Origin of the sequence: Pseudomonas sp. DTU_2021_1001937_2_SI_NGA_ILE_001 (assembly GCF_032463525.1) — a bacterium.
Classification (GTDB): Bacteria; Pseudomonadota; Gammaproteobacteria; order Pseudomonadales; family Pseudomonadaceae; genus Aquipseudomonas.
This window is the reverse complement of sequence record NZ_CP135971.1, coordinates 5,484,967-5,509,404: the sequence shown is the minus strand read 5'-3', so window position 1 is coordinate 5,509,404 and position 24,438 is coordinate 5,484,967. Positions and strand designations below refer to the sequence as shown.

Below are 24,438 nucleotides of genomic sequence, written 5' to 3'. Positions count from 1 at the left end.
CATGTGAGATTTTTTGCTGATTGCATCACAACATGACCAGCCAGGGGTCGACGCCCCATGAAAAAGGGCGCTGCCCGTAACGGGAAGCGCCCTTGAGGTTCAGCATGACCCAAGGCGGTCACGCCAGGCTCTTGCTGACCACCTCATACACATCGGGGGACAGCTCGCCGGAGCTGCGAATGCGCTCCAGCTCAGCCTTCATCAGCGCCTGGCGGGCGCTGTCATACTTGCGCCAGCGCGTCAGCGGTGCCAGCTGACGCGAGGCGATCTGCGGGTTGAAGCCGTTCAGCTGGATGACGATGTCGGCCAGGAAGCGGTAACCCGAGCCGTCGGCGGCATGGAAGTTGACCAGGTTCTGCCCGGCAAAGGCGCCGATCAGCGCGCGTACCTTGTTGGGGTTCTTGATGTTGAACGCCGGGTGCTGCATCAGCTCGCGTACCCGCGCCAGGCCGCCGGGCAGCGGGCTGCCGGCCTGCACGCTGAACCACTGGTCCATGACCAGCGGGTTGTCCTTGAAGTGCTCGGCGAACACCGCCAGGGCCTGGGCACGCTCCTGCTCGAACGGCGAATTGACCAGCACCGCCAGGGCGGTAAGGCGCTCGGTCATGTTGTCGGCGGCATCGAACTGCTCGATGGCCGCGGCCAGCACTTGTGGCTTCTCGCTGAGCATCAGGTACGACAGGGCGATGTTCTGCAGGGCACGGCGGGCGAAATGCGCGGCTTCGGCCACGTATGGCGTGTTGCGCGACACTTCGCGGTTGGCCTGGTAACGCGCCCACAGGGCGTCGAACAGGGCGGCAGCGATCTGCTGGCGAGCGAACTCGCGGGCCGCGTGGATGGCATCCACGTCGGCGACTTCGCTGATCTCGGTCAGGTAGGCCTCGCCGGGCAGCGAGAGCATTTCCGCGACCATGGCCGGGTCCAGGCTCTCGTCACCCAGCACCGTGCCGAGTGCGGTGGGTAGCCGTGGGTCGAGCACCAGCGGCTGGCCGGCCTGATGCTGGCCGATCAGCTCCTGGAGCACCTGCACCGCCAGCTGCTGGCCGGCTTCCCAACGGTTGAAACCGTCGCTGTCGTGCTGCATGAGGAACATCAGCTGGTCGCGGTCGTAGGGGAAGCTCAGCCTCACGGGTGCCGAAAAGCCGCGCAGCAGCGATGGCAACGGCTTGGCAGGCACGTCGACGAAGGTGAAGGTCTGCTCGGCCTCGGTGACCGCAATCACCCGGCTGCCGCCCTGAGCGGCCGCTTCGCCCAGCAGACGCAGCGGCAGTTCCTGCCCTTGCGCGTCCAGCAGGCCGAGGGCTACCGGAATTACGAAGGGCAGCTTCTCCTGCTTGTCCGGGGTCGCCGGGCAGCTCTGGCGGAAGGTCAGGCTGTAGGTCTGCGCGGCGCTGTCATAGGCCTCGCTGACGTCCAGGCGCGGCGTGCCGGCCTGGCTGTACCAGCGCTTGAACTGGGTCAGGTCGACACCGTTGGCGTCTTCCATGGCCTTGACGAAGTCGTCGCAGGTCACCGCCTGGCCGTCGTGACGCTCGAAGTACAGGTCGCTGCCCTGGCGAAAGCCTTCCGCGCCCAGCAGGGTGTGCAGCATGCCGACCACTTCCGAGCCCTTCTCGTAGACGGTCAGGGTGTAGAAGTTGGAAATCTCGATGAAGCTGTCCGGACGCACCGGGTGGGCCATGGGGCCGGCGTCTTCGGCGAACTGGTGGGTGCGCAGGTAGGCCACGTCCTGGATGCGCTTGACCGTGGCCGAGTTCATGTCGGCCGAGAACCCGGCGTCGCGGAACACGGTGAAGCCTTCCTTGAGCGACAGCTGGAACCAGTCGCGGCAGGTGACACGGTTGCCCGACCAGTTGTGGAAGTATTCGTGGGCGACGATCGCCTCGACACGCTGGTGCGCGGCGTCGGTAGCGGTTTCGGCGCGGGCCAGCACGGCGCTGGAGTTGAAGATGTTGAGGCCCTTGTTCTCCATGGCACCCATGTTGAAGTCGTTGACCGCGACGATCATGAAGATGTCCAGGTCGTACTCGCGGCCATAGGTCTCTTCGTCCCAGCGCATCGACTTCTTCAGGCTGTCCATGGCGTGCTGGCACTTGTCGATGTTTTCCGGCTCGACATAGATACGCAGGGTCACTTCGCGCTGGCTGCGGGTGGTGAAGCTGTCTTCGACGCACCACAGGTCGCCGGCCACCAGAGCGAACAGGTAGGCGGGCTTGCGGAACGGGTCTTCCCAGGTCGCCCAGTGCCGACCATCGCCCTCTTCGCCGCTGGCCACCGGGTTGCCGTTGGAGAGCAGGATCGGGTACTTCTGCTTGTCGCCGCTGACCGTGGTGGTGAAGCTGCTCATCACGTCCGGGCGGTCGAGGTAATAGGTGATCTTGCGAAAGCCCTCGGCCTCGCATTGGGTGCAGAACATGCCGCCGGACTTGTACAGGCCTTCCAGCGCGGTGTTGGTCTCGGGGTGGATGCGCACCGTGCTGTCGAGGGTGAAGCGCTCACCGGCCGGTTGCAGAGTCAGGTGGCTGTCGCTCAGCTGGTAATCGCCAGGCTGCAGTTCACGGTCGTCGAGTTGCAGTGCCAGCAGTTCCAGCTGCTGGCCATCGAGCACCAGCGGCGGCAGGCCCGCACCACGCTCCGGGTTGCGGCGCATCACCAGTTGCGCATGCACCAGGGTGTGATCCTCGAAAAGCTCGAAGGTCAGGTGCGTCTCGTCGATGAGATACTCGGGCGCCTGATAGTCCTTGAGGTAGATCGCTTGCGGTTGTTCAGTGCGCATACGGAATCCTTGTGAGGTTCGGCGTGCCACCCACCGGCGGCACGCGGCAAGACTACTGAAGCACGGCCATCTGGTAGGCGGTGTACTTGCGGATATTGATGACGCCGGTGTCGAAGATCAGGTACTGGCCCTTGATACCCAGCAGCGTACCTTCCACCACCGGGTTCTTGTCCAGGTTGAAACTGACGATCTTGGTCGGGTAGGCCTCGACCGGATAACTGAACGTCAGCGGCTCGGCATCGCTGAGCAGCTGGATGGCCTGCAGGCCGAAACGTGCCTGCAGCGCCGCCAGGCCATCGGCGCACTGGGCGAACAGCTGCTCACGAATGGCCACCAGGTCCACCGGCAGCGCCTCGCCCTTGAGCAGTTCACGCCAGTTGGTACGGTCAGCGACCTGGCTGCGCAGCAGGTCTTCGACGAAGCCCGATTGCTGGCGGGTGGCGACGCGCAGGATCGGCAGCGCCTGGCTGGCGCCCTGGTCCAGCCAGCGGGTCGGCAGTTGGGTGGCGCGGGTGATACCGACCTTGACCCCGGACGAATTGGCCAGGTAGACGATGTGGTCGGTCATGCAGAACTGCTCGCCCCAGGCCGGCTCGCGGCAGGTGCCTTCGTGGTGATGGCACTTCTCCGGGCTCATGATGCAGATATCGCACTGCGCCAGCTTCTGCATGCAAGGGTAGCAATAGCCCTGGCTGTAGCTGGTCTTGGTCTTGCGCCCGCAGTGGCTGCAGTGAATGGCGCCCAGGTACTCCAGGCGCAGGCTCTGGCCGATCAGCGGGTTGACCGGAATTTCCGCGTCGCCCAGGCGAAACGCGTATTGCACATGTGGCGCGTCCGACTGACGCGCCGCCATCTTGTTGACGGAACCTCGGCCCAATTCGATCAATGGATGGCGTCCGACTTGAACAGGATGTTGGGGATCGGTGCCGACTTCGACGCGCATTCCTGCGGCCCCATGTAGCCAGTGCGCTGCTCTTCGGGCAGGTTGCGCACTTCCCAGGCGATCAGCGCCTGCATCGACAGTTCGCGCTGCTCCTGGGTCAGCTTGCGGCCATCGGACCACTTGCCGATTTCCACGGCCAGCTTGAGGCTCTCGTAGATGTCAGGGGTGATGTTTTCGATCATTTCCATAAACGAGGACATGGCGTACTCCAAAAAGACAGCCGCAAATTCTAAGCGGTCCGGCGGGCCATGACACCCCCGACCAGACCCGTGACACAACCGATGATCAACCCGCCGACGTGCGCACCGTTGGCGATCTCGCCAAAGCCCAGCAGGCTGACCACCCCGGAGAGGCACACCAGCAACCAGACCAGCATCATCACCAGCACCCCGCGTGGCAGGTGGTAGACCGGGTTGGGCGCCAGCCACTGGTACAGCCAGCAATGGCCCAGCAGGCCGTAGAGCACGCCAGACAGCCCGCCAAACAGCGTCGGCCCGCTGAAGCGGTATTGCACGTAGTTGGACACGGCGGCGAACACCAGGGTCAGCAGCACCAGCATCAGCCCGCCCTGGCGCCGCTCGATACGCCGGCCCAGCTCCCAGTACCAAAGGCTGTTCATCGCCAGGTGCAGGATGCCGAAATGGATCAGCATCGGCGATACCAGGCGCCACCACTGCCCTGCTGCCAGGCTGTCGGCCAGGGGCACGAAGCTGGCGTAGTCGCCGTAGATATGGAAATCCAGGAAGGTGAACCAGCGCACCGCTTCCAGGTTCTCGCCCAGCAGGGTCCGCCCGGCCACCACCAGCGTGAGCAGCAGCACCAGCACCGTGAACGGCGACTGGCGCAGTTGCTGGACGAAACTCGGGCGCTGCACGGCCGGTGCCAACGACTGGGGCGGCTGATACTGGTCATCGCCGGCGGGAAACCGCTCGTAAAGCTCGCGGACCTCATCGGCCAACTGTGCGTGATCCGGAACCCAGAGTACCTGCTGGCCGGACTCCTCGGTGACCCGGTGCGGAACGTTCAGGCGCCGCAGCAGGCTGACGAAGCCGTTCAGGTCGGTGGACAGCGGCAGGCGTAGCACGGCAACCGGGTTCATGGCTTCAGCTCCGGACGCTGCACGTCGACCCAGACGAACTTGCCAGGGTCGAGCACGGTTTCCTGGTCCAATCGGTAGGCGACCAATTTGCCATACAGCACCGCGCTGTAGTCCAGGCAGGCCAGGTTGGGACGGATCGGCGCCGGGGTACCGCTGCGCCAGTAATGACCGACGAACAGCAGCGGCTCTTCGCTGCCGTAGCGCAGCAGGGCGTTCTTGTCGGAAGTGGACAACGGCGTCTTGGCCACGCCTTCAGGCAGCGCGTCGGGCTGGAACACCACATCGCCGTAGGTCTGCGGGTCGTCTTCCCAGAACTTGGTGCGGAAGAACTCACGGGTCAGGCCGTCACCACCGGTAAAGGTCATGCCGTGTGGCAGACGCATGTCGGTGCCGCGCAGCAGGCGGTTGAACACGTTGCTGGCGAAACTGCCAGGCACCGCCGAGGCCTGGATGAAATGCTGGTCGATCAGGCCGCTGCCGTGCAGGCCGCGCAGCGGCTCGATGAGGTTGGGGTCCCAGCAGGCGTGCACCGCACGGAAGCGCCCGGCATCGATGAACAGCGGCAGCTCGTAGAACCAGTCGAGGAAGGCGCGCCACTCATCGGGATAGCGCTCGAACTGCGCCAGGGTCTCGCCGATGAGTTTTTCATGGCGCGGGGTGTGCTCGCGCACGAAGCGCTGGCCACTTTCCGGCGCCGCCGGGGTGACCCAGCCCAGCGCGTTGAATTCGTGGTTGCCCATGATGCACAGGGCCTGTCCGGCCTGGACCATGTCGCGCACGATGTGCAGCGCCTCGCGGATACGCGGGCCGCGGTCGACGATGTCACCGAGAAACAACGCCATACGCCGGGGGTGGCGCCATACACCGCCTTCACGGCGATAGCCCAGCCGCTCCAGAAGCAGTTCGAGGGTCTGGGCACACCCATGCACGTCACCGATAAGATCAAAGCTACGCGCAGGATCGACCATCAGTCGTCTCCTCGCCCACCAAGGCGGCTGCCCCAGCCGAGCTTGGTCCGGCACACTTCGTAGTAGTTGTGATCCAGCGGGTGGAGCAGCCGCAGTTTCTGCGGCTTCTTCTTCACCGTGATGGTGTCGCCCGGCGCACAGGAGAAATGGTTCTGCCCGTCGCAGGAGACTTGCGGGTAGATGGTCATGTCCTTGGCCACGACGATCTTCAGTTCACTGTTGCCATCCACCACGATCGGCCGTCCCGAAAGGGTATGCGGGTACATCGGCACGATGACGATGGCGTCGAGCTTGGGGTGCATGATCGGCCCGCCGGCCGACAGCGCATAGGCGGTGGAACCGGTGGGGGTGGCGACGATCAGGCCGTCGGCCTTCTGGCTGCAGACGAACTGGCCGTCGATGTAGATCTCGAACTCGATCATCCGCGTCGACTTGCCAGGGTGCAGGACCACGTCGTTCAGCGCATCGCCCTGGCCGATGCCTTCGCCATGCCGGCGCACTTCGGCCTGCAGCAGGAAGCGGTTCTCCACCAGGTAATGACCGTCGAGCACCTCGGCGACCTTGGTCTCCAGTTCGTCGGGGCGGATGTCGGTGAGAAAGCCCAGGTTGCCCCGGTTGATGCCCAGCACCGGCACGTTGTGCCGCGCCAGCGCGCGGGCCGCGCCCAGCAGGCTGCCGTCACCGCCGACCACGATGACCAGGTCGCACACCTCGCCGAGCATCTTGCGCGAAGAGGTCTGCAGGCCATGACCCGGCAGGACCTCGGCGATGGTTTCTTCGAGTAGTACGTGCAGATGCCGGTCGAGCAGGAATCTCTTGAGCCGGCGCACCGTCTCCAGCACCTGGGCACTGCCCAGGCGGCCGATGATGCCGATATTGCGAAAGTGCTCCATGAGGCTCCTGCTGAATGTAGAAACGGCGTAATGCCGGGGATTATGGCGAAACGCCCGGCCAGCGGCAAACCGGCAGACACCTGAACCGGCCTGCCCGTTCCTGCCGAAGACGCCCGCGCCGGGCCTGACCCAGGCTATCATCCGCTGCATGACACCTTTCGCCTGCCTCGCCGACCTGCCCCGCCAGCTGCACCACCCTGCGGTACGTGACCTCGCCTGGGTGGTTTGCTCACCCCCGCTGCTGGCCCAGGCTCCATGGCCGCAGCGTCATCCGCTCAGCGCCAGCGACTGGGCGGACGACCCGGAGCTATGGCGGCGGTTCCTCTGTACTCTGGACCTGCATCCCGAGCCCCTCGAGCATTGGCTGCAACAGGCCAGCAGCCGGCGCCTGGGCCGCTACTACGAGCAGCTCTGGCAGTTCGCCGCCCAGCAGGCGCCAGGTGTCGAGGTACTGGCCGCCAATCTGCCGGTGCGCGAACAGGGCCATACCCTGGGCGAGCTGGACCTGCTGCTGCGCGACCGCGACGGCGTGCACCACCTGGAACTGGCCATCAAGCTCTACCTCGGCCCGGCACACGACGATGGCACTGACCCGGCGCAGTGGCTCGGCCCCGCCTCCCACGACCGGCTGGGGCGTAAGCTCGCCCACCTGAGCGAGCACCAGTTGCCCATGTCCAGCCGCCCACAGGCCCAGACGGCCCTGGCGGCGCTGGGCATCGAAGCCTTCAGTGCCGAATTCTGGCTGGGTGGCTACCTGCTCTACCCCTGGCCGGGGCAGGCACAGCCACCGCGAGGCGCCGATGAGCGGCATCTGCGCGGCCGCTGGCTGCACCAGCGCGACTGGCCGGCCTATGCCGCGCAGTGCCCCGCCGGGCGCTGGCAACCCCTACCGCGCCAGGCCTGGCTGGCACCGGCCCGCAGCACCACGGCCTGGCCGGAAACGCAACTGGATGAATGGTTGCAGCAGCTCGACCCACAGGCCCCGGCGCAACTGCTGGTGCGCCTGGAGCAGCAGGCCGAGGACGACTGGCAGGAAGCCGAACGGCTGTTCCTGGTGGCCGACGCCTGGCCGGAGCTGCCCGACAGCAGGCGCTGACGGGCCAAGTCCAAGGTTACCGGGTGCGCGGCAGAAGAATAGTGAGAATGCCCAGCAGGGGCAGGAACGAGCACAGGTGGTAGACGTACTCGATGCCACGGCTGTCGGCCAGGTAACCCAGGGTACCGGCACCGATGCCGCTCAGGCCGAACATCAGGCCGAAGAACACCCCGGCGATCATGCCGACATTGCCGGGCACCAGTTCCTGGGCGTAGACCACGATGGCCGAGAACGCCGAGGCCAGGACGAAACCGATGATGACGCTCAGCACACTGGTCCAGAACAGGTCGGCATAGGGCAGCGCCAGGGTGAACGGCGCCGCCCCCAGGATCGAGAACCAGATCACCGCCTTGCGCCCGATGCGGTCGCCGATCGGTCCGCCGAAGAAGGTCCCGGCGGCTACCGCACCGAGAAACAGGAACAGGTGCAGTTGCGAGCTGGCTACCGAAAGGTCGAACTTCTCGATCAGGTAGAAGGTGTAGTAGCTGGTCAGGCTGGTCATGTACCAGAATTTGGAGAAGATCAGCAGCGCCAGGATCACCAGCGAAAAGATCACCTTCTGCCGCGACAAGCCGTGGGTGGCTTTCTGCCCGGCCTTGAGCTTGAACAGGTTGAGGTGGTTCTTGTACCAACGGCTGATGGCCCATAGCAGCCCCAGAGCCAGCAACGCGATCACGCCGACGAAGGCCACGTTGCCCTGGCCGAAAGGAATGATGATCGCCGCCGCCAGCAACGGGCCGATCGCCGTCCCGGTGTTGCCGCCGACCTGAAAGGTCGATTGCGCCAGGCCGAAGCGCCCACCGGAAGCCAGGCGGGCGATGCGCGACGCTTCGGGGTGGAAGGTCGAGGAGCCGATGCCGATCAGCGCCGCCGCAAGCAGAATCAACGGGAAACTGCCGACCATCGACATCATCAGGATACCGATCAGCGTGCACACCGAACCCAGCGGCAGCACCAGCGGATTAGGATGCCGGTCGGTGTAATAGCCGACCCACGGCTGCAGCAGCGAGGCGGTGAGCTGGAATGTCAGGGTGATCAGGCCGATCTGCGCGAAGCTCAGGTCGTAGCTGTCCTTGAGCATCGGATAGATGGACGGCAGGATCGCCTGGATCAGGTCATTGATCAGGTGCGCCAGCGCCACGGCGCCGATGATGCGCATGACCAGGGGGCTGGACTGCGGGGTGGTCGAGGCCGCCGCAGGGGCGGATTGGGCACTGGACATGAGGGTCTTCCATAGCGGCAGGTAGCAAAGCCCTGGCGGCGACGATTACAAAATGTGTCGTCGCCGCAAGGGGGCCACAATGTGCCACTTTTCACCGCGCCTGCGCCAGGCTTTCCTCGACCGGCTGGCGCCCGCCCCGCCCGACAGGGCTCAGGCCAGCGAACCGGCCGGCACCTTGGCATCCATCGACGGCACCTGGTGCAGCGAGATCCGCGAGGTTTCCGGCAACGCCAACCCGCCGACCAGGGCCAGCAGTGACACGGCGATCAGGTAGAAGGCCGGCGACAGGTTGCTGCCGGTGGTGGAGATCAACCAGGTGGCCATCAAGGGAGCGGTACCGCCGAACAGCGTATAGGCCATGTTGTAGGTGATCGCCGACGCCGTGTAGCGGGTGCGGGTCGGGAACACTTCGGAGAGCAGCGCTGCCGTGACCACGCCACTGAGCACCGCACCGACCGCCAGCAGCATCACGCCCAGCACCGAGGCGAGGAACGAACCGGAGCTGGCCATCAGAAACGCTGGCAAGTCCGCGACCACCAGCCAGACACAGGTGACCACGACGGTCTTGCGCCGCCCGACCTTGTCGGAAAACGCCCCGGCCAGCGGGCAGAATGCCGCGGCGAAACCCAGGGCGATCAGCGCCACCAGCAGCGATGCCGAGCGGCTCAGGCCACCGGCCACTTGCAGATAGGTGGCGAAATAAGTGGTGAACATATAGAACGACAGCGCCGTCAGCGACACGAAGGCGCCCAGGCAGAGAATCGGCCGGGCGTGATGCACCAGGGTTTCTTTCAGCGGCGAATGGGCCACCTCATGCTCGTCGCTGACCGCCTGGAACGCCGGGGTCTCGTCCAGACGCCAGCGCAGGTACAGGCCGATCAGCCCCAGCGGCGCGGCGATCAGGAACGGCAGACGCCAGCCCCAACTGGTCATGGCTTCGCTCGACAAGCTGGCCTCCAGCACATAGGCCACCACCGCCGCGCAGGCGAAGGCGGAAAAGGTCGAGACCGGCAGGAAGCTGCCGTACCAGGCGCGCTTGCCGATGGGCGCATGCTCCATCACATAGGCACAGGCGCCAGCGTATTCGCCACCGGCCGAGAAGCCCTGGGCACAGCGGATCAGGGTCAGCAGCACCGGCGCCAGCAGGCCGATGCTGGCGTAGGTCGGCAACAGGCCGATCAGGGTGGTGGCGGCGGCCATCAACAAGATGGTCATGGCCAGGGTGCGCTTGCGACCGATGCGGTCACCCAGCATGCCGAAGACGATGCCGCCCAGGGGCCGGAAGGCAAAGGCCACGGCGAACACCGCGAAGGTCTTGAGCAGTGCGACGCTGGCGTCGCCGCTGGGAAAGAACAGCAGCGCGATGGTGGTGGCCAGAAAGCCGTAGACGGCGAAATCGAACCACTCGACGAAGTTGCCGATGGCGGCCGCGACGATGACTTTTCTCAGGGTGGCAGGATCGACCTGCTCGGCAGCGGGGGTTGTCATGCTGACCTCGGCGTTCGGAAGGGGGAATACAGCGATTATCCGAAGCTGGCAGCGCGCCGCTCACTCTGAAAGGGGCGTCGACATATCCGAGGCCGACATTACCGGGCCGTCAAGACCTCGAGAGGGCGCGACGCCCTTGCAGGCCGCCGGTGTGCACGAAGATCAGCCGGGTACCGGGCGGGAACTGGCCCTGGCTCACGGCGTCATGCAGGGCCAGCAGAGCCTTGCCGGTGTACAGCGGCTCCAGCGGCACGCCGGCGTCGCGTTCGGCAGCCTCGATGAAGGCCAGCAAGTGCGCATCGAGCTTGGCGAAGCCGCCACGGCTGGCGTCGACCAGCCGATAGCCAGCGGCAGACTGCAGCAAACTCTCCAGGTTGCCGGTCACGCCATGATCGGCCGGCACCGCCAACGCGCCATGCACCGGGCGCCGTCCCGCCTCGGCGCTCACCAGTCCGGCCAGCGTGGTGCCGGTGCCGGCAGCCAACCACCAGCCGTGGTAACTGTCCCAGCCCAGCGACGCCAACTGCCGCGCCACCATCGGCAACAGCAACGCGCAGCCTTCCAGGCCCGGCAGGCCGCCACCGCCTTCGGCGATCGGGTACAGCAGCGGGTAGCGTTGCTGCCAGGGTTGCCAGAAATCCGCCTGATGGCGCTGCCGATAGCCGCCGTAACCGAGCCAGTGCAGTTGCATGCCGAAGTCATGCAGGTCCTGCACCGTGGGCGTGAGTTGCTCATGCCCGCGCAGCAGACCGACCGTGGCGAAGCCGAAGCGCTTGCCTGCCGCCGCCAGGGCATGCAGGTGGTTGGAATGCGCACCGCCCAGGCTGACGACGCCTGCGGCGCCGGTCCCCACGGCGGTGTGCAAGTGGCCGATCAGCTTGAACCACTTGTTGCCGCTGATCAGCGCATCGAGCAGGTCCAGGCGCAGCACCGCCACCTCGACCCCGGCCTGGTGCAGCCAGGGCAGGTTCAGGGGTTGCAAGGGGGCATCGGGTTGCCAGGTCAGGGCATGGGCGAGCATGGCGCATTCCAGGGAGCGAGGGCCGCCAGTCTAGCGCCAATCGGCGCCAGCCAGCTGTGCACCCGAACGCAGCAGTTTCAGCCGCGATGCTGTTCGCGGCTGAAGCCGCTCCCTACCAGGACTGACCAGGGCGGGCCGTGCTTTTCTGCTCGGCGCTTCACAGCGCTGCCGCCAGGCGCGAGCCCTGGTCGATGGCGCGCTTGGCGTCCAACTCGGCAGCCACATCAGCACCGCCGATCAGGTGCACGCTCTGCCCACCTGCAACCAGTGCGTCGTACAGCTCGCGCAGCGGCTCCTGGCCGGCGCAGATCACCACGTTGTCGACCTCCAGCACGGTGACATCACCCTCACCCACCCGAATGTGCAGCCCGGCATCGTCGATCTTCAGGTATTGCACACTGCTGAGCATCTGCACCTGACGGTTCTTCAGGCCGGTGCGGTGGATCCAGCCAGTGGTCTTGCCCAGGCCATCACCAACCTTGGAAGCCTTGCGCTGCAGCAGGTACACCTCGCGGGCGGGTGGCTCGACCTGCGGCGTGATACCAGTGACCCCACCCCGCGCCTGCAGGCGGATGTCGATGCCCCACTCCTTCCAGAACGCCTCCCGGTCCAGGCTGGTGGATACGCCCTGGTGCACCAGAAATTCCGACACGTCGAAGCCGATGCCGCCGGCACCGATGACCGCGACACGACGGCCAACCGGCTTGTGCTGGCCAATCACCTCCAGGTAGTTGAGTACCTTGGGGTGGTCGATGCCAGGGATGTCTGGCGTACGCGGGGTAATGCCGGTGGCCAGCAGCACCTCGTCGAAGCCCGCACCCAGCAGGTCGGCAGCGGACACGCGCGTGCCCAGGCGCAACGCTACGCCAGTGCTCTGCAGTTTGCGGCCGAAGTAGCGCAGGGTCTCGTGGAACTCTTCCTTGCCGGGAATCTGCTTGGCGATGTTGAACTGCCCGCCGATCTCGCTGGCAGCATCGAACAGCGTCACTTGGTGCCCGCGTTCGGCGGCCACGGTGGCCGCCGCCAGGCCGGCCGGGCCGGCACCGACCACGGCAATGCGCCGCGGTTGCTCGGTGGGCAGGTAGTTGAGTTCGGTTTCGTGACAGGCCCGCGGGTTGACCAGGCAGCTGGTCAGCTTGCCGGCGAAGATGTGGTCCAGGCACGCCTGGTTGCAACCGATGCAGGTATTGATGTCGGCACTGCGATCAGCAGCGGCCTTGTTGACGAACTCCGGATCGGCGAGGAACGGCCGGGCCATGGACACCATGTCGGCATCGCCCTCGCGCAGCACCTGTTCGGCGACTTCCGGCGTATTGATGCGGTTGGTGGTGATCAGCGGCACGCTGACCTCGCCCTTGAGCCGCGCGGTCACCTTGCTGAACGCGGCGCGCGGCACCTTGGTGGCGATGGTGGGAATCCGCGCCTCGTGCCAGCCGATTCCGGTGTTGATCAGCGTGGCACCGCCCGCCTCGACGGCTTTGGCCAGCTGCACGATCTCTGGCCAGTCGCTGCCGCCTTCCACCAGATCGAGCATCGACAGGCGGTAGATGATGATGAAGTCGCTGCCCACTGCCTCACGCACCCGGCGCACGATCTCCACGGCCAGGCGCATGCGGTTTTCGAAGCTGCCGCCCCATTGGTCGCTGCGCTGGTTGGTGCGGGCGGCGAGAAACTGATTGATGAAGTAGCCTTCCGAACCCATGATCTCGACGCCGTCATAACCGGCTTCGCGGGCCAGGCTGGCACAGCGCACGAAGTCGGTGATCTGCTTCTCGATTCCGGCTCCGTCCAGTTCACGTGGCTTGAAGGGGTTGATCGGCGCCTGGATGGCGCTTGGTGCGACCAGGGTCGGGCTGTAGGCGTAACGCCCGGTGTGCAGGATCTGCAGGCAGATCTTACCGCCAGCCTGGTGCACCGCGTCGGTGACCACCCGGTGGTGCGCCGCTTCCTCGGCAGTGGTGAGCTTGGCGGCGCCCTTGTAGGTGACGCCTTCGTCGTTGGGCGCGATGCCGCCAGTGACGATCAGTCCCACACCCCCACGGGCCCGCTCGGCAAAGTACGCCGCCATGCGCGCGAAGCCGCCAGGCTGCTCCTCCAGACCGGTGTGCATGGAGCCCATCAGGGTACGATTGCGCAAGGTGGTGAACCCCAGGTCCAGCGGGGCGAGCAGGTGCGGATAAGCGGAGGCGCTCATGGTCAGGCTCCATCGGTGTCGTCACGGTGATTGTTCGGGACCGTGCAGGCAGGCCCCTTTTCGGTATGTCGACCACAGTAATGAGGCGCCACGAGGCGCTCAATGACCGAAACTGACAACTTATTGATCCAAATGCACAGCGGCGGGGTTGGCAAGCACGGCGCGCGCCCCTAACCTAGCCGGCATCCCGTTCACCGTGCCGCAGGACCTATGCGCAAATTCTTCGGCCTCTGCCTGGCCGCCCTGGCCGTCGCCCTGCTGGTCAGCTACGGCGTATGGACCACCCAGCGTCCGATGGGCCATTACCTGTCCGACCTGCGCATCCGCCTGGCCGTCAGCCAGGGCGAAGCAGCCGGGCGGGGCAACCTGCTGGGCATCGAGACCGAGCTGTACCCCACCGACTATCAGGACCTCGGCCGCCTGCATCGCAAGCTGGCCGCCTGGCTGCAGCAGGCCAGCGACCTGGGGTTGGTCAACGACAAGACCCTGGTGGTGCTGCCCGAGCACATCGGCACCTGGCTGTTCGCCGTTGGCGAGAAGAACCAGTTCTACCAGGCCCCCAGCGTGGATGCGGCAATGGACTGGCTGGCCTGGAGCAACCCGCTGAAGTTCGTCACCGCCCTGCTGCAGGCCCGCGGCGAACAGCGCCTGGACGATGCCCACCTGCGCATGAAGGCCGACGACATGGCCGCCCAGTATCAGCAGCTGTTCGGCGGCCTGGCGGCGGAGTTCGGCGTCACCCTGGTGGCCGGCTCCATCGTGCTTCCCGAGCCGACCGTGGAACAGGGGCGGCTGCACACCGGCAGCGGGCCGCTGTACAACGTCAGCCTGGTGTTCGGTGCCAACGGCAAGATTCTCGGCGAACCGCAGCGGCAGTTGTCACCCAGCGTTCATCAGGGCGGCTATATCCAGCCTGGCGGCTCGGCGCCCTTGCAGGTCTTCGACACACCGGCTGGACGCCTGGGCGTGCTGATCGGCAGCGACAGCTGGCAACCGGGCAACTATGCGCGGCTCGACGCCAGCGGCGCGCAGTTGATCGCCGTGCCCGCGTTCGTGCCCGGCCGACAGCGCTGGGAGCAGGCCTGGGAACATCATCAGGGCGAAGATCTCCAGCAACCCGCTCACCTCAGTGAGGGCGAGGCCTGGCAACGCCTGACGCTCACCGGGCAAGCCCCCCGCAGCCACGCCAAAGCCGGCATCAGCGTGTTCATGCGTGGCCAGTTCTGGGACCAAGGCAGTTCCGGGAACAGCTTCCTGCACCGCCAGCCCGCACCGGCGGCCTCGCCTGGCGGGGCGCGGCTGATCAATCTCTGGCTGTAGCCATGAGCCGCCCTGCCCTGCGCCTGGGTGACCTGTCGGTGGGCTTCGTGCAGTGCCTGGATCAGGCCCTGCGCAGCCTTGGCCATGACCCGGAGCCCTTGCTGCAAGGCTTCGGGCTGGACACCGAGCGCCTCGGCCAGGCCGGCGCACGGCTGAGCATCGCCCGCTACATGCGCCTGGGCCATGCGGCGATCCAGCTCAGCGGCGAGCCGGCGCTGGGCCTGCTCATGGGGCGTTTCAGCCGCCCCGGCCAGGCCGGCCTGGCCGGGGTCACCGCGGCCCAGGCCCCCAACCTGCGAGAAGCCGCACGCACCCTGCTGCGTTTCGAACCCCTGTATGGCTCCAACTACCGTGGCCAGTCGAGCTTTCATGAAGACGCCGAAGGCGCCTGGCTGCGCTTCTACTCCATCAGCCCCTACAACGATTACAACCGCTTCGTGGTCGACTCGTTGCTCAGCGGCTGGCTGGCGCAGCTGTCGTGGATCGTCGGCAGCCCTGTACAGGCGCAGCGGCTGGAAATCGAGTTCGCTGCGCCCGGCTACGCGGCCAGCTATACCTCCCTGAGCGAGCAAGCAGCGGCTTTCACCGCCGAGACCAACCAGCTGCGCCTGAGCAACGCCAGCCTGGCGCTGCGCAACCCGCAACACTGCCCCAGCACCTGGCAACACCTGCTGCAACTCTGCGAACTGGAACTGGAGCGCCTGACTCGCACGCGCAGCCTGCGCGAACGCATCATCGGCATGCTCGGCCCGCTGCTCAATGGTGGCCGGGAACCCGACCTGGAGGAAGTGGCGGCCCTGCTCAAGCTGCCGAGCTGGACGCTGCGCCGCAAGCTGGCCGAAGAAGGCACGCAGTTTCGCGCCATTCTCAATGACACGCGCCGCGACCTGGCCATGACTTACATTCGTGATACCGAACTGGCGTTCGGCGAAATCGCCTACCTGCTGGGTTTCGCCTCGGCAGAGGCTTTCCAGCGGGCCTTCAAGCGTTGGAGCGGGGAAACACCGGGAACCTTTCGCCGCCGTCAGCGGCTCGGTACCCGCTGAGCGTCACAGCTCAGTGGCATCATCGGCCGGTTCCGGCATATCGAGTTCGAAGGCGCGAGATTCGAGCAGTTCTTCCTGGTATTCGTCCATTACTGGAGACTCCTGTGGCAATTCAACAAAGCTGGGGCAGACAATTGCCCCACAGGTACTGACCTTGCCAACCAGACTAAGGTTCACATGTGACGAAAAGGTGTCGAGCGCGGCTAAATTCGACGCTCGCTCATCAGGCCTGTTGACTTTGCCTGGCGATACGCCATACGCTCCGGCCCATGAACACCTCAAAGCATTCCGTCGGCCAGATTATTATTACCGTCATTCCAGTCATGGCGGGTTAGCCGACGTTTGCAAAAAACCCGCCCTGGAGGCGGGTTTCTTCTGTCTCCCGGGCGCCAAGCGCTTGAACCAGGAGTCAGACATGATCGCCATCCCCCGCTCCATCGCCCCGTTCGCCAGCCAGCTGCATTGCCGTGTCCTCAGCCTGCACAAGGAACCGACGCGATGAGCCATGCCCAGCCCGATCTGCTCAACCACTACGCCCGCAAGATCCTCACCTCCCGCGTCTATGACGTCGCCATCGAAACCCCGCTGCAGGGCGCCCGTCAGCTGTCCGAGCGGCTGGGCAACCAGGTGCTGCTCAAGCGCGAAGACCTGCAGCCGGTGTTCTCGTTCAAGATCCGCGGCGCCTACAACAAGCTCGCCCAGCTCAGCGCCGCCGAGCGCGCCTGTGGCGTGGTCACCGCCTCGGCCGGCAACCACGCCCAGGGCCTGGCCCTGGCGGCGCGGGAGATGGGCATCCGTGCGGTCATCGTGATGCCCAAGACCACCCCGGAGATCAAGGTCGAGGGCGTGCGCTCACGCGGTGCGCAAGTGGTGCTGCACGGCGACTCCTTCCCCGAGGCCCTGGCCCACTCGCTGCAACTGGTCGAGCAGGACGGCCTGGTGTACATCCACCCCTACGACGACCCCGACACCATCGCCGGGCAAGGCACCGTGGCCATGGAGATCCTGCGCCAGCAGCCGGGCCAGCTGGATGCCATCTTCGTACCGGTCGGCGGCGGCGGGCTGATCGCCGGCATCGCCGCCTACGTGAAGTACCTGCGCCCGGAAATCAAAGTCATCGGCGTCGAGCCGGACGACTCCAACTGCCTGCAGGCCGCCATGGCCGCCGGTGAACGCGTGGTGCTCAGCCAGGTGGGGCTGTTCGCCGACGGCGTGGCCGTGGCGCAGATCGGCCAGCACACCTTCGAGGTGTGCCGCCGTTATGTCGATGAGGTGATCACCGTCAGCAGCGACGAGATCTGCGCGGCGATCAAGGACATCTACGACGACACCCGCTCGATCACCGAGCCGGCCGGCGCCCTGGCGGTGGCCGGGATCAAGAAGTACGTCGAGCAGCGCGGCGTGCAGGGCCAGACCCTGGTGGCCATCGACTCCGGCGCCAACGTCAACTTCGACCGCCTGCGCCACGTGGCCGAGCGCGCCGAGCTGGGCGAAGGCCGCGAGGCGATCATCGCGGTGACCATTCCCGAGCGGCCCGGCAGCTTCAAGGCCTTCTGCGAAGCGGTGGGCAAGCGGCAGATCACCGAGTTCAACTACCGCTACCACACCGACCGCGAGGCGCACATCTTCGTCGGCGTGCAGACCCACCCCGAGCGCGACCCGCGCAGCGCGCTGATCGCCAGCCTCACCGAGCAGGGCTTCCCGGTGGTGGACCTGACCGACAACGAGCTGGCCAAGCTGCACATCCGCCACATGGTCGGCGGCCATTCGGAGCGGGTCAGCGACGAAGTGGTGCTGCGCTTCGAGTTCCCCGAGCGGCCGGGCGCGCTGTTCAACTTCCTCAACAAATTGGGCGGGCGCTGGACCATTTCGATGTTCCACTACCGCAACCACGGCGCTGCCGACGGGCGGGTGGTGGCCGGGCTGGTGGTGCCGGAGGACGAACACGACCTGGTCAAGGACACCCTGGCAGAGATCGGCTACCCCTACTGGGACGAGACCAACAACCCTGCGTATCGGTTTTTCCTCGGTTGAGAGGCCTCTGGGCAACCCCGCGCGAGGTTGCCCAGGCCGGGTTGCAGATTTATCGCACCTGTAAAAGCGGCGACGGTCAATGAAGGTACATCCACACGGACGTTACGCTCATGCCAGATGCCATCGCCGCCGAACAGCTACCTCCCGACCTGCACTATGTCGACGACAGCGAACCGGGCCTGAGCCGCAAACGGCTGCGCGGCAAGTTCGCCTATTTCGACCGTAACGACCAGCGCATTCGCGACCCGGCCGAGATCCAGCGCATCAACGCCCTGGCCATACCGCCGGCCTATACCGATGTGTGGATCTGCGCCGACCCGCAGGGCCACCTGCAGGCCACCGGTCGCGACGCGCGCGGGCGCAAGCAATACCGCTACCACCCGCGCTGGCGTGAGATCCGTGACGAGAACAAGTACGCGCGCATGATCGCCTTCGGCGGCGCGTTGCCCAAGGTGCGCAAGCAACTGGAAGCGCAGATGAGCCAGCCCGGCATGGGCCGCGACAAGGTCATCGCCGCCGTGGTCAGCCTGCTGGACGCCACACTGATTCGCATCGGCAATTCACGTTACGCCCGCGACAACCGCTCCTTCGGCCTGACCACCCTGCGCAACAAGCACGTGGACATCAAGGGCAGCGAGATCCTTTTCCAGTTTCGCGGCAAGAGCGGCGTCGAGCACCAGATCAGTATCAAGGACCGGCGCATGGCGAAGATCATCAAGCGCTGCATGGAGTTGCCAGGGCAGAACCTGTTCCAGTACCTGGATGACGACGGCCAGCGCCATGGCATCAGCTCTAGCGACGTCAACGCCTACCTGCACTCCCTGACCGGCGCAGACTTCACCGCCAAGGACTATCGCACCTGGGCTGGCAGCGTGCTGGCCCTGGCGACCCTGCGCAAGCTGCAGTGGGAGCCGGAGGCCGACGCCAAGAAGCATATCGTGGAGATGGTCAAGAATGTGGCCCGCCAGTTGGGCAACACGCCGGCGGTGTGCCGCAAGTGTTACATCCACCCGGCGGTCCTGGAGGGCTTTCTGCTGGGGGAGCTGGCCAAGCTGCCACGCGCCAGGAAGCGCAAGGGCCTGAGCGCCGAGGAAGTCGCCCTGGCAGCCTTCCTGCAGCAACTGCATGCGCAGAGCGCCAGGACGGCACCCTGAGCAAGCGGGCTGGACTTATTGGGCGGGTGGGGACGGCTCGACCGCTGGTGTCGGCTCGGCCGGGGCCTGTTGGGCTGCTGGCTCGGGGGCTGGTTGCGTTGCAGCAGGCTGGCTCTCGGTGCTTTCGACCTTGAAACCGTCAGACTCGACAGGCGCTGCCACAGGTTGGCTGCCGTTGTCCGTAGCGGCGGCCGGAGCCGGTGCGGCAACTGGGGCGGGCGCTTCGACCGCGGGATGCGTCGGTGCTGCCGGAGCTGCAGCGGCAGGAGCCACGGGAGTGGTGGCTTCTGGCACGCCCAGGTCGGCCTTGGGCTTCTCGACGATATGCGCGGCCTGCTTCACTTCCGCTGGCAGGAAGCTTTCGACCAGGGCAAAGAAGCGCTCGTAGAATTTGTCTGAAGCCACGGTCTCGCTGGCGACCTTGACCATCGAGTCGTCGGTGGAGCCGATGGGCATCGACACCGAACCGAGCACACCCACGCCAAGACTGGCGGAGGTGTTGGATTTCTTCAGCGCGTAACGGTCCTGCAAGGCGTTGGCGAACATGCTGGAGGTGCCGGGCTTGACGTCGTCGGCACAGACCACGTTGAAACTGATCTCGATGTGGGTGTCACCGGTCTGCTGGAAGCTCTTGCGACCGCTGATCATCTTCGGGTCGTTGCTGGTGATGATGTAGCCCTGACTGAGCAACGCCCGGCGTGCCGCCTCGCAGGAGGCAGTGTCGCTGGCCGGGTAGGTGCGCGAGAAGGTCCCTGCATCGTCGAAATGCTCATGATCATAGATCGCCTGCTTGGGCGAGGAACAGCCTGCGGCCATCAGCAGGACGGCGGCCCAGCAGGCGGTGCGAACATTCAGAACATTGAACATCGGTAATCCCGGAGAAAAATGCGCGACGGAAAAAGGCGATAAGTCTGCAACAAGGTCGGCGGAGGATCAACGCAGACTTGGTATCGGCTTGTTGACACAACGCCGACCGCTCGCTGGCTACCCGGGCAAAGGCGCCAAGACCATCGGCAAGCGCAGAAAGCAAAAAAGCGACCCTAAGGTCGCTTTCTTGTTTGTTCCAGAGAGTTCATGGGCTCTGGAACCGAATATGGCGCAGCGGACGGGACTCGAACCCGCGACCCCCGGCGTGACAGGCCGGTATTCTAACCGACTGAACTACCGCTGCGTATCGCTTGTAAACCTGACTGAAACAAACTTCGAGTAAGTTGCTTCAGTAACACTGTTGAAGAGCCTTGGCTTTTCAACCCCAGACCAGAAACACTGATCTGAAAGTGGCGCAGCGGACGGGACTCGAACCCGCGACCCCCGGCGTGACAGGCCGGTATTCTAACCGACTGAACTACCGCTGCGCATATTTGAAAACTGAGTTCAACAGCCTTTCAAACTCAACGATGGTGGGTGATGACGGGATCGAACCGCCGACCCTCTGCTTGTAAGGCAGATGCTCTCCCGGCTGAGCTAATCACCCTTTGCTTCGCTGAGGCCGCGAACTTTACGCACCCCCCTTACCTAAGTCAACACCTTGAGTGAAATATTTTTCAAATCAGGGAGATACGGGTTTATTCAGGCTTTTTTGGCACCTCTGAAAACGCGCCTGACGGCGGCGCTCAAATCGCCTGCGCCGAGTAGCAGCACTTACAAAACGAGATGTAGCGAACGGGTTATTGCGCGTAAATCATCTTGCGCGTCATGCCGCCATCGACGACGAACTCCTGTCCGGTCACGAAGCCGGCATTACGTGACAACAGCCAGCTGACCATCGCTGCCACGTCCTCGACCGTCCCTACCCTGCCCGCCGGGTGTTGGGCATGGTCGGTTTCCGAGAGCGGTTCGGCACGTCGCACAGAAGGGTCACGGGCATCGATCCAGCCAGGGCTGACTGCATTGACGCGGATTTGCGGGCCCAGGCTCACCGCCAGCGCATGGGTCAGCGCCAGCAACCCGCCCTTGCTCGCCGCGTAGGCCTCGGTGTCGGCCTCGGACTGATGGGCCCGCGTGGAGGCCAGGTTGACGATGCTGCCACCATGGGCGCGCAGGTAAGGTGCACAGTGCTTGGCCAGCAGCATCGGCCCGGTCAGGTTGACCGCCAGCACCCGGTTCCAGCGCTCCACGCCCAGGCTTTCCAGGGTGCCGTTGTGCGGATCGGCAACCCCGGCGTTGCACACCAGAGCATCCAGGCGACCGAACTGGCGCAGCAACTGGGCCACACCGCCGACCACCTGGTCCTCGCTGGCCACGTCCATGGCGATGAACAAGGCGTTCTCGCCCAGGCTTTCAGCAACCGTGGCACCTCGAATGCGGTCCACATCCGCCAGCACCACCTGCCAACCTTCGCTGATCAGCCAGGCGGCGATGCCCAGGCCGATGCCGCGGGCGGCACCGGTGACCAGCGCCACCCGGCCATTGCTCGGCCCGGTGACCTGCATGGCCCAATCGGTCACAGCGCTGCCAGGCCGCGAGCCAGGTCGTTCTGCAGGTCGGTGACGTCTTCCAGGCCCACCGCGAGGCGGATCAGGCTATCACTGATGCCCGCCGAAGCGCGCTCCTGGGGCGTCAGACGACCGTGCGAGGTGGTCGCCGGATGGGTGATGGTGGTCTTGCTGTCACCCAGGTTGGCGGTGATCGACACCAGGCGCGTGGCGTCGATGAAGCGCCAGGCGCCCTCCTTGCCCCCCTTGACCTCAAAGCTCACCACCGCGCCGAAGCCCTTCTGCTGACGTTGAGCCAGCTCGTGCTGCGGGTGGCTCTTCAGGCCGGCGTAATGAACCTTCTCCACGCCATCCTGCTGCTCCAGCCACTCGGCCAGGGCCTGGGCATTGGCACAATGCGCGCGCATGCGCAGGTTGAGGGTTTCCAGGCCCTTGAGGAACACCCAGGCGTTGAACGGGCTCAGGGTCGGACCGGCAGTGCGCAGGAAGCCGACCACTTCTTTCATCAGCTCGGCGCGGCCAGCGACCACACCACCCATGCAGCGCCCCTGGCCGTCGATGAACTTGGTGGCCGAATGCACCACGACATCGGCACCCAGCTTCAGCGGCTGCTGCAGTGCAGGCGTGCAGAAGCAGTTATCGACCACCAGCATGGCGCCCTTGGCATGCGCGATTTCCGCCAGCGCGGCGATATCGACCAGCTCGGCCAGCGGGTTGGACGGTGACTCGACGAACAGCAGGCGGGTATTGGGCTTGATTGCCGCATCCCAACCGGCCAGTTCGGCCAGCGGCACGTAGTCGACCTCGACGCCGAAGCGCTTGAGGTACTTCTCGAACAGGCTGATGGTCGAACCGAATACACTGCGCGACACCAGCACATGGTCGCCGGCGCTGCACAGACTCATGACCACCGAGAGGATGGCCGACATGCCAGTGGAGGTTGCGACTGCCTGCTCGGCGCCTTCAAGCGCGGCGATGCGCTCTTCGAAGGTGCGCACGGTGGGGTTGGTGTAGCGCGAGTAGACGTTACCCGGCACATCGCCGGCGAAGCGCGCGGCGGCATCGGCCGCCGTGCGGAACACGTAGCTGGAGGTGAAGAACAGCGGATCGCTGTGCTCGCTTTCCGGTGTGCGGTGCTGGCCCGCGCGAACGGCCAGAGTGTCGAACCCCACGCCGTCCAGGTCACTGTCCAGCCGGCCTGAATCCCATTGCTCAGACATGCACGTTTTCCTTGTCCGAATCAGTTGTTGTACAGATCGATGATCGCGCTGACGGCCTGGTTCTTGACCTTCGCCGCGTCGTTACGAGCGTCCTCGATCCGGTTCAGGTAGTGCTCGTCGACATCACCGGTGACGTACTTGCCGTCGAAGACCGAGCAATCGAAGTTGTCGATCTTGATCTTCTTGCTGCCGCTGACCGCTTCGATGAGATCGTTGAGGTCCTGGTAGACCAGCCAGTCGGCACCGATCAGATCGGCCACTTCCTGGGTGGTGCGGTTGTGCGCGATGAGTTCGTGAGCACTCGGCATGTCGATGCCGTAGACGTTCGGGTAGCGCACGGCCGGGGCGGCCGAGCAGAAATAGACATTCTTGGCGCCGGCTTCGCGGGCCATCTGGATGATCTGCTTGCAGGTGGTGCCGCGCACGATGGAGTCGTCGACCAGCATCACGTTCTTGCCGCGGAATTCCAGCTCGATGGCGTTGAGCTTCTGGCGTACGGATTTCTTGCGCGCCGCCTGGCCGGGCATGATGAAGGTACGGCCGATGTAGCGGTTCTTCACGAAGCCTTCGCGGAACTTGACGCCCAAGTGGTTCGCCAGCTCCAGGGCGGCGGTGCGGCTGGTGTCCGGAATCGGGATGACCACGTCGATGTCATGGTCGGGGCGCTCGCGGCGGATCTTCTCGGCCAGACGCTCGCCCATGCGCAGGCGCGCCTTGTACACCGAGATGCCGTCGATGATCGAGTCGGGGCGGGCCAGGTAGACGTGTTCGAAAATGCACGGTGCATAGCGCGGGTTCGGCGCGCACTGGCGGGTGAACAGGCGGCCATCTTCGGTGATGTACACCGCTTCGCCCGGCGCCAGGTCACGGATCAGGGTGAAGCCCAGCACGTCCAGCGCGACGCTCTCGGAGGCGATCATGTACTCCACGCCTTCGTCGGTGTGGCGCTGACCGAAGACGATCGGACGGATCGCATCCGGGTCACGGAAGCCGACGATGCCATAACCGGTGACCATCGCCACCACGGCATAGCCGCCACGGCAGCGTTTGTGCACGTCGGCCACCGCCGCGAAGATGTCCTCTTCGGTCGGCTGCAGCTTGCCACGCACGGCCAGCTCGTGGGCGAACACGTTGAGCAGCACTTCCGAATCGGAATTGGTGTTCACGTGGCGCAGGTCGGACTCGTAGATTTCCTTGGCCAACTGCTCGACGTTGGTCAGGTTGCCGTTGTGTGCCAGGGTGATGCCATAGGGCGAGTTGACATAGAACGGCTGGGCTTCGGCCGAAGTGGAGCTGCCCGCCGTGGGATAACGCACATGACCGATACCCATGTGCCCGACCAGCCGCTGCATATGGCGCTGCTGGAACACATCGCGCACCAACCCGTTGTCCTTGCGCAGGAACAACCGGCCATCATGGCTGGTCACGATACCGGCAGCATCCTGGCCGCGGTGCTGGAGGACGGTGAGCGCGTCATACAGCGCCTGGTTGACGTTCGACTTACCGACGATTCCGACGATGCCACACAT

General features: G+C 65.2%; 19 protein-coding genes and 3 tRNA genes. 5 read left to right on the top strand and 17 right to left on the bottom strand.

Annotation, left to right across the window (positions count from 1 at the left end):
- Positions 1 to 118 precede the first annotated feature (118 nt).
- Genes pepN through RRX38_RS24280 form a run of 6 tightly spaced genes read right to left on the bottom strand, consistent with a single transcriptional unit; the run spans position 119 to position 6,679 of the window.
- Positions 119 to 2,776 carry an aminopeptidase N gene (pepN, locus tag RRX38_RS24305; protein ID WP_315960980.1) on the bottom strand — a complete coding sequence of 886 codons (2,658 nt, stop codon included), beginning with the start codon at positions 2,774 to 2,776 and terminating at the stop codon, positions 119 to 121.
- A 52-nt stretch (positions 2,777 to 2,828) separates the two neighbouring features.
- A complete protein-coding gene (locus tag RRX38_RS24300; protein WP_295469999.1) occupies positions 2,829 to 3,662 on the bottom strand; it encodes a DUF2797 domain-containing protein in 834 nt (277 codons plus the stop codon).
- Positions 3,659 to 3,919 carry a YeaC family protein gene (locus RRX38_RS24295; RefSeq protein WP_295470002.1) on the bottom strand — a complete coding sequence of 87 codons (261 nt, stop codon included), beginning with the start codon at positions 3,917 to 3,919 and terminating at the stop codon, positions 3,659 to 3,661. The genes RRX38_RS24300 and RRX38_RS24295 overlap by 4 nt, the downstream gene beginning before the upstream one ends.
- A 29-nt stretch (positions 3,920 to 3,948) precedes the next feature.
- Complete coding sequence (locus RRX38_RS24290; RefSeq protein ID WP_315960979.1) at positions 3,949 to 4,818, bottom strand: rhomboid family intramembrane serine protease; 870 nt, start codon at positions 4,816 to 4,818, stop codon at positions 3,949 to 3,951.
- Entirely contained in the window at positions 4,815 to 5,786 is a 972-nt protein-coding gene (locus RRX38_RS24285) for a metallophosphoesterase (protein ID WP_295470006.1), read from the bottom strand. The genes RRX38_RS24290 and RRX38_RS24285 overlap by 4 nt, the downstream gene beginning before the upstream one ends.
- Positions 5,786 to 6,679, bottom strand: coding sequence for an NAD(+) kinase (locus tag RRX38_RS24280; protein WP_315960978.1), 894 nt, complete (start codon positions 6,677 to 6,679; stop codon positions 5,786 to 5,788). The genes RRX38_RS24285 and RRX38_RS24280 overlap by 1 nt, the downstream gene beginning before the upstream one ends.
- A 148-nt stretch (positions 6,680 to 6,827) precedes the next feature.
- On the opposite strand from RRX38_RS24280, the gene RRX38_RS24275 reads away from it, so the two are divergent.
- Positions 6,828 to 7,775 (top strand): DUF1853 family protein, encoded by a 948-nt coding sequence (locus RRX38_RS24275; protein ID WP_315960977.1) that lies wholly within the window; start codon positions 6,828 to 6,830, stop codon positions 7,773 to 7,775.
- Positions 7,776 to 7,791: 16 nt separating this feature from the next.
- On the opposite strand, the gene RRX38_RS24270 is transcribed toward RRX38_RS24275, so the two are convergent.
- From RRX38_RS24270 to RRX38_RS24255, 4 genes are all read right to left on the bottom strand, one after another.
- Complete coding sequence (locus RRX38_RS24270; protein ID WP_315960976.1) at positions 7,792 to 8,997, bottom strand: MFS transporter; 1,206 nt, start codon at positions 8,995 to 8,997, stop codon at positions 7,792 to 7,794.
- Between the two features lie 150 nt (positions 8,998 to 9,147).
- A complete protein-coding gene (locus tag RRX38_RS24265; RefSeq protein WP_295470015.1) occupies positions 9,148 to 10,485 on the bottom strand; it encodes an MFS transporter in 1,338 nt (445 codons plus the stop codon).
- Positions 10,486 to 10,594: 109 nt separating this feature from the next.
- Positions 10,595 to 11,506 carry a 1-aminocyclopropane-1-carboxylate deaminase gene (locus RRX38_RS24260; protein WP_315960975.1) on the bottom strand — a complete coding sequence of 304 codons (912 nt, stop codon included), beginning with the start codon at positions 11,504 to 11,506 and terminating at the stop codon, positions 10,595 to 10,597.
- Positions 11,507 to 11,663: 157 nt separating this feature from the next.
- Positions 11,664 to 13,700 carry an NADPH-dependent 2,4-dienoyl-CoA reductase gene (locus RRX38_RS24255; RefSeq protein ID WP_315960974.1) on the bottom strand — a complete coding sequence of 679 codons (2,037 nt, stop codon included), beginning with the start codon at positions 13,698 to 13,700 and terminating at the stop codon, positions 11,664 to 11,666.
- A 210-nt stretch (positions 13,701 to 13,910) separates the two neighbouring features.
- Between RRX38_RS24255 and RRX38_RS24250 the strand changes: the two genes are divergently transcribed.
- The 4 genes from RRX38_RS24250 to RRX38_RS24235 all read left to right on the top strand — a co-directional run bounded on the left by RRX38_RS24250 (position 13,911) and on the right by RRX38_RS24235 (position 19,254).
- Positions 13,911 to 15,020, top strand: coding sequence for a nitrilase-related carbon-nitrogen hydrolase (locus RRX38_RS24250; RefSeq protein WP_315960973.1), 1,110 nt, complete (start codon positions 13,911 to 13,913; stop codon positions 15,018 to 15,020).
- Positions 15,021 to 15,022: 2 nt separating this feature from the next.
- Positions 15,023 to 16,066, top strand: coding sequence for an AraC family transcriptional regulator (locus RRX38_RS24245; protein ID WP_315960972.1), 1,044 nt, complete (start codon positions 15,023 to 15,025; stop codon positions 16,064 to 16,066).
- A 498-nt stretch (positions 16,067 to 16,564) separates the two neighbouring features.
- On the top strand, positions 16,565 to 18,100 hold the full coding sequence (gene ilvA, locus RRX38_RS24240) for a threonine ammonia-lyase, biosynthetic (protein WP_315960971.1): 1,536 nt from the start codon (positions 16,565 to 16,567) through the stop codon (positions 18,098 to 18,100).
- Positions 18,101 to 18,210: 110 nt separating this feature from the next.
- A complete protein-coding gene (locus RRX38_RS24235) occupies positions 18,211 to 19,254 on the top strand; it encodes a DNA topoisomerase IB (RefSeq protein WP_315960970.1) in 1,044 nt (347 codons plus the stop codon).
- A gap of 15 nt (positions 19,255 to 19,269) precedes the next feature.
- Here RRX38_RS24235 and RRX38_RS24230 read toward each other — a convergent pair whose 3' ends face one another.
- From RRX38_RS24230 to purF, 7 genes are all read right to left on the bottom strand, one after another.
- The gene (locus tag RRX38_RS24230; protein WP_315960969.1) at positions 19,270 to 20,121 is read right to left on the bottom strand and encodes a DUF2242 domain-containing protein; all 852 of its coding nucleotides are present in this window, start codon (positions 20,119 to 20,121) and stop codon (positions 19,270 to 19,272) included.
- Positions 20,122 to 20,348: 227 nt separating this feature from the next.
- Positions 20,349 to 20,425 (bottom strand) — tRNA-Asp (locus tag RRX38_RS24225).
- Positions 20,426 to 20,532: 107 nt separating this feature from the next.
- Positions 20,533 to 20,609 (bottom strand) — tRNA-Asp (locus RRX38_RS24220).
- Between the two features lie 43 nt (positions 20,610 to 20,652).
- A tRNA-Val gene (locus tag RRX38_RS24215) sits at positions 20,653 to 20,728 on the bottom strand.
- Between the two features lie 193 nt (positions 20,729 to 20,921).
- Positions 20,922 to 21,686 (bottom strand): SDR family oxidoreductase, encoded by a 765-nt coding sequence (locus tag RRX38_RS24210; protein ID WP_295474658.1) that lies wholly within the window; start codon positions 21,684 to 21,686, stop codon positions 20,922 to 20,924.
- Positions 21,687 to 21,697: 11 nt separating this feature from the next.
- Positions 21,698 to 22,909 (bottom strand): O-succinylhomoserine sulfhydrylase, encoded by a 1,212-nt coding sequence (locus tag RRX38_RS24205; RefSeq protein ID WP_295474355.1) that lies wholly within the window; start codon positions 22,907 to 22,909, stop codon positions 21,698 to 21,700.
- 20 nt (positions 22,910 to 22,929) lie between these two features.
- The gene (gene purF, locus RRX38_RS24200) at positions 22,930 to 24,438 is read right to left on the bottom strand and encodes an amidophosphoribosyltransferase (RefSeq protein WP_295474358.1); all 1,509 of its coding nucleotides are present in this window, start codon (positions 24,436 to 24,438) and stop codon (positions 22,930 to 22,932) included.

Excerpts from the sequence above, each read along its gene's own strand:
- pepN (WP_315960980.1), bottom strand. The coding sequence starts at position 2,776 with ATGCGCACTGAACAACCGCAAGCGATCTACCTCAAGGACTATCAGGCG.
- RRX38_RS24295 (WP_295470002.1), bottom strand. The coding sequence starts at position 3,919 with ATGTCCTCGTTTATGGAAATGATCGAAAACATCACCCCTGACATCTAC.
- RRX38_RS24290 (WP_315960979.1), bottom strand. The coding sequence starts at position 4,818 with ATGAACCCGGTTGCCGTGCTACGCCTGCCGCTGTCCACCGACCTGAAC.
- RRX38_RS24285 (WP_295470006.1), bottom strand. The coding sequence starts at position 5,786 with ATGGTCGATCCTGCGCGTAGCTTTGATCTTATCGGTGACGTGCATGGG.
- RRX38_RS24280 (WP_315960978.1), bottom strand. The coding sequence starts at position 6,679 with ATGGAGCACTTTCGCAATATCGGCATCATCGGCCGCCTGGGCAGTGCC.
- RRX38_RS24275 (WP_315960977.1), top strand. The coding sequence starts at position 6,828 with ATGACACCTTTCGCCTGCCTCGCCGACCTGCCCCGCCAGCTGCACCAC.
- RRX38_RS24270 (WP_315960976.1), bottom strand. The coding sequence starts at position 8,997 with ATGTCCAGTGCCCAATCCGCCCCTGCGGCGGCCTCGACCACCCCGCAG.
- RRX38_RS24265 (WP_295470015.1), bottom strand. The coding sequence starts at position 10,485 with ATGACAACCCCCGCTGCCGAGCAGGTCGATCCTGCCACCCTGAGAAAA.
- RRX38_RS24260 (WP_315960975.1), bottom strand. The coding sequence starts at position 11,506 with ATGCTCGCCCATGCCCTGACCTGGCAACCCGATGCCCCCTTGCAACCC.
- RRX38_RS24255 (WP_315960974.1), bottom strand. The coding sequence starts at position 13,700 with ATGAGCGCCTCCGCTTATCCGCACCTGCTCGCCCCGCTGGACCTGGGG.
- RRX38_RS24250 (WP_315960973.1), top strand. The coding sequence starts at position 13,911 with ATGCGCAAATTCTTCGGCCTCTGCCTGGCCGCCCTGGCCGTCGCCCTG.
- RRX38_RS24245 (WP_315960972.1), top strand. The coding sequence starts at position 15,023 with ATGAGCCGCCCTGCCCTGCGCCTGGGTGACCTGTCGGTGGGCTTCGTG.
- ilvA (WP_315960971.1), top strand. The coding sequence starts at position 16,565 with ATGAGCCATGCCCAGCCCGATCTGCTCAACCACTACGCCCGCAAGATC.
- RRX38_RS24235 (WP_315960970.1), top strand. The coding sequence starts at position 18,211 with ATGCCAGATGCCATCGCCGCCGAACAGCTACCTCCCGACCTGCACTAT.
- RRX38_RS24230 (WP_315960969.1), bottom strand. The coding sequence starts at position 20,121 with ATGTTCAATGTTCTGAATGTTCGCACCGCCTGCTGGGCCGCCGTCCTG.
- RRX38_RS24210 (WP_295474658.1), bottom strand. The coding sequence starts at position 21,686 with ATGCAGGTCACCGGGCCGAGCAATGGCCGGGTGGCGCTGGTCACCGGT.
- RRX38_RS24205 (WP_295474355.1), bottom strand. The coding sequence starts at position 22,909 with ATGTCTGAGCAATGGGATTCAGGCCGGCTGGACAGTGACCTGGACGGC.
- purF (WP_295474358.1), bottom strand. The coding sequence starts at position 24,438 with ATGTGTGGCATCGTCGGAATCGTCGGTAAGTCGAACGTCAACCAGGCG.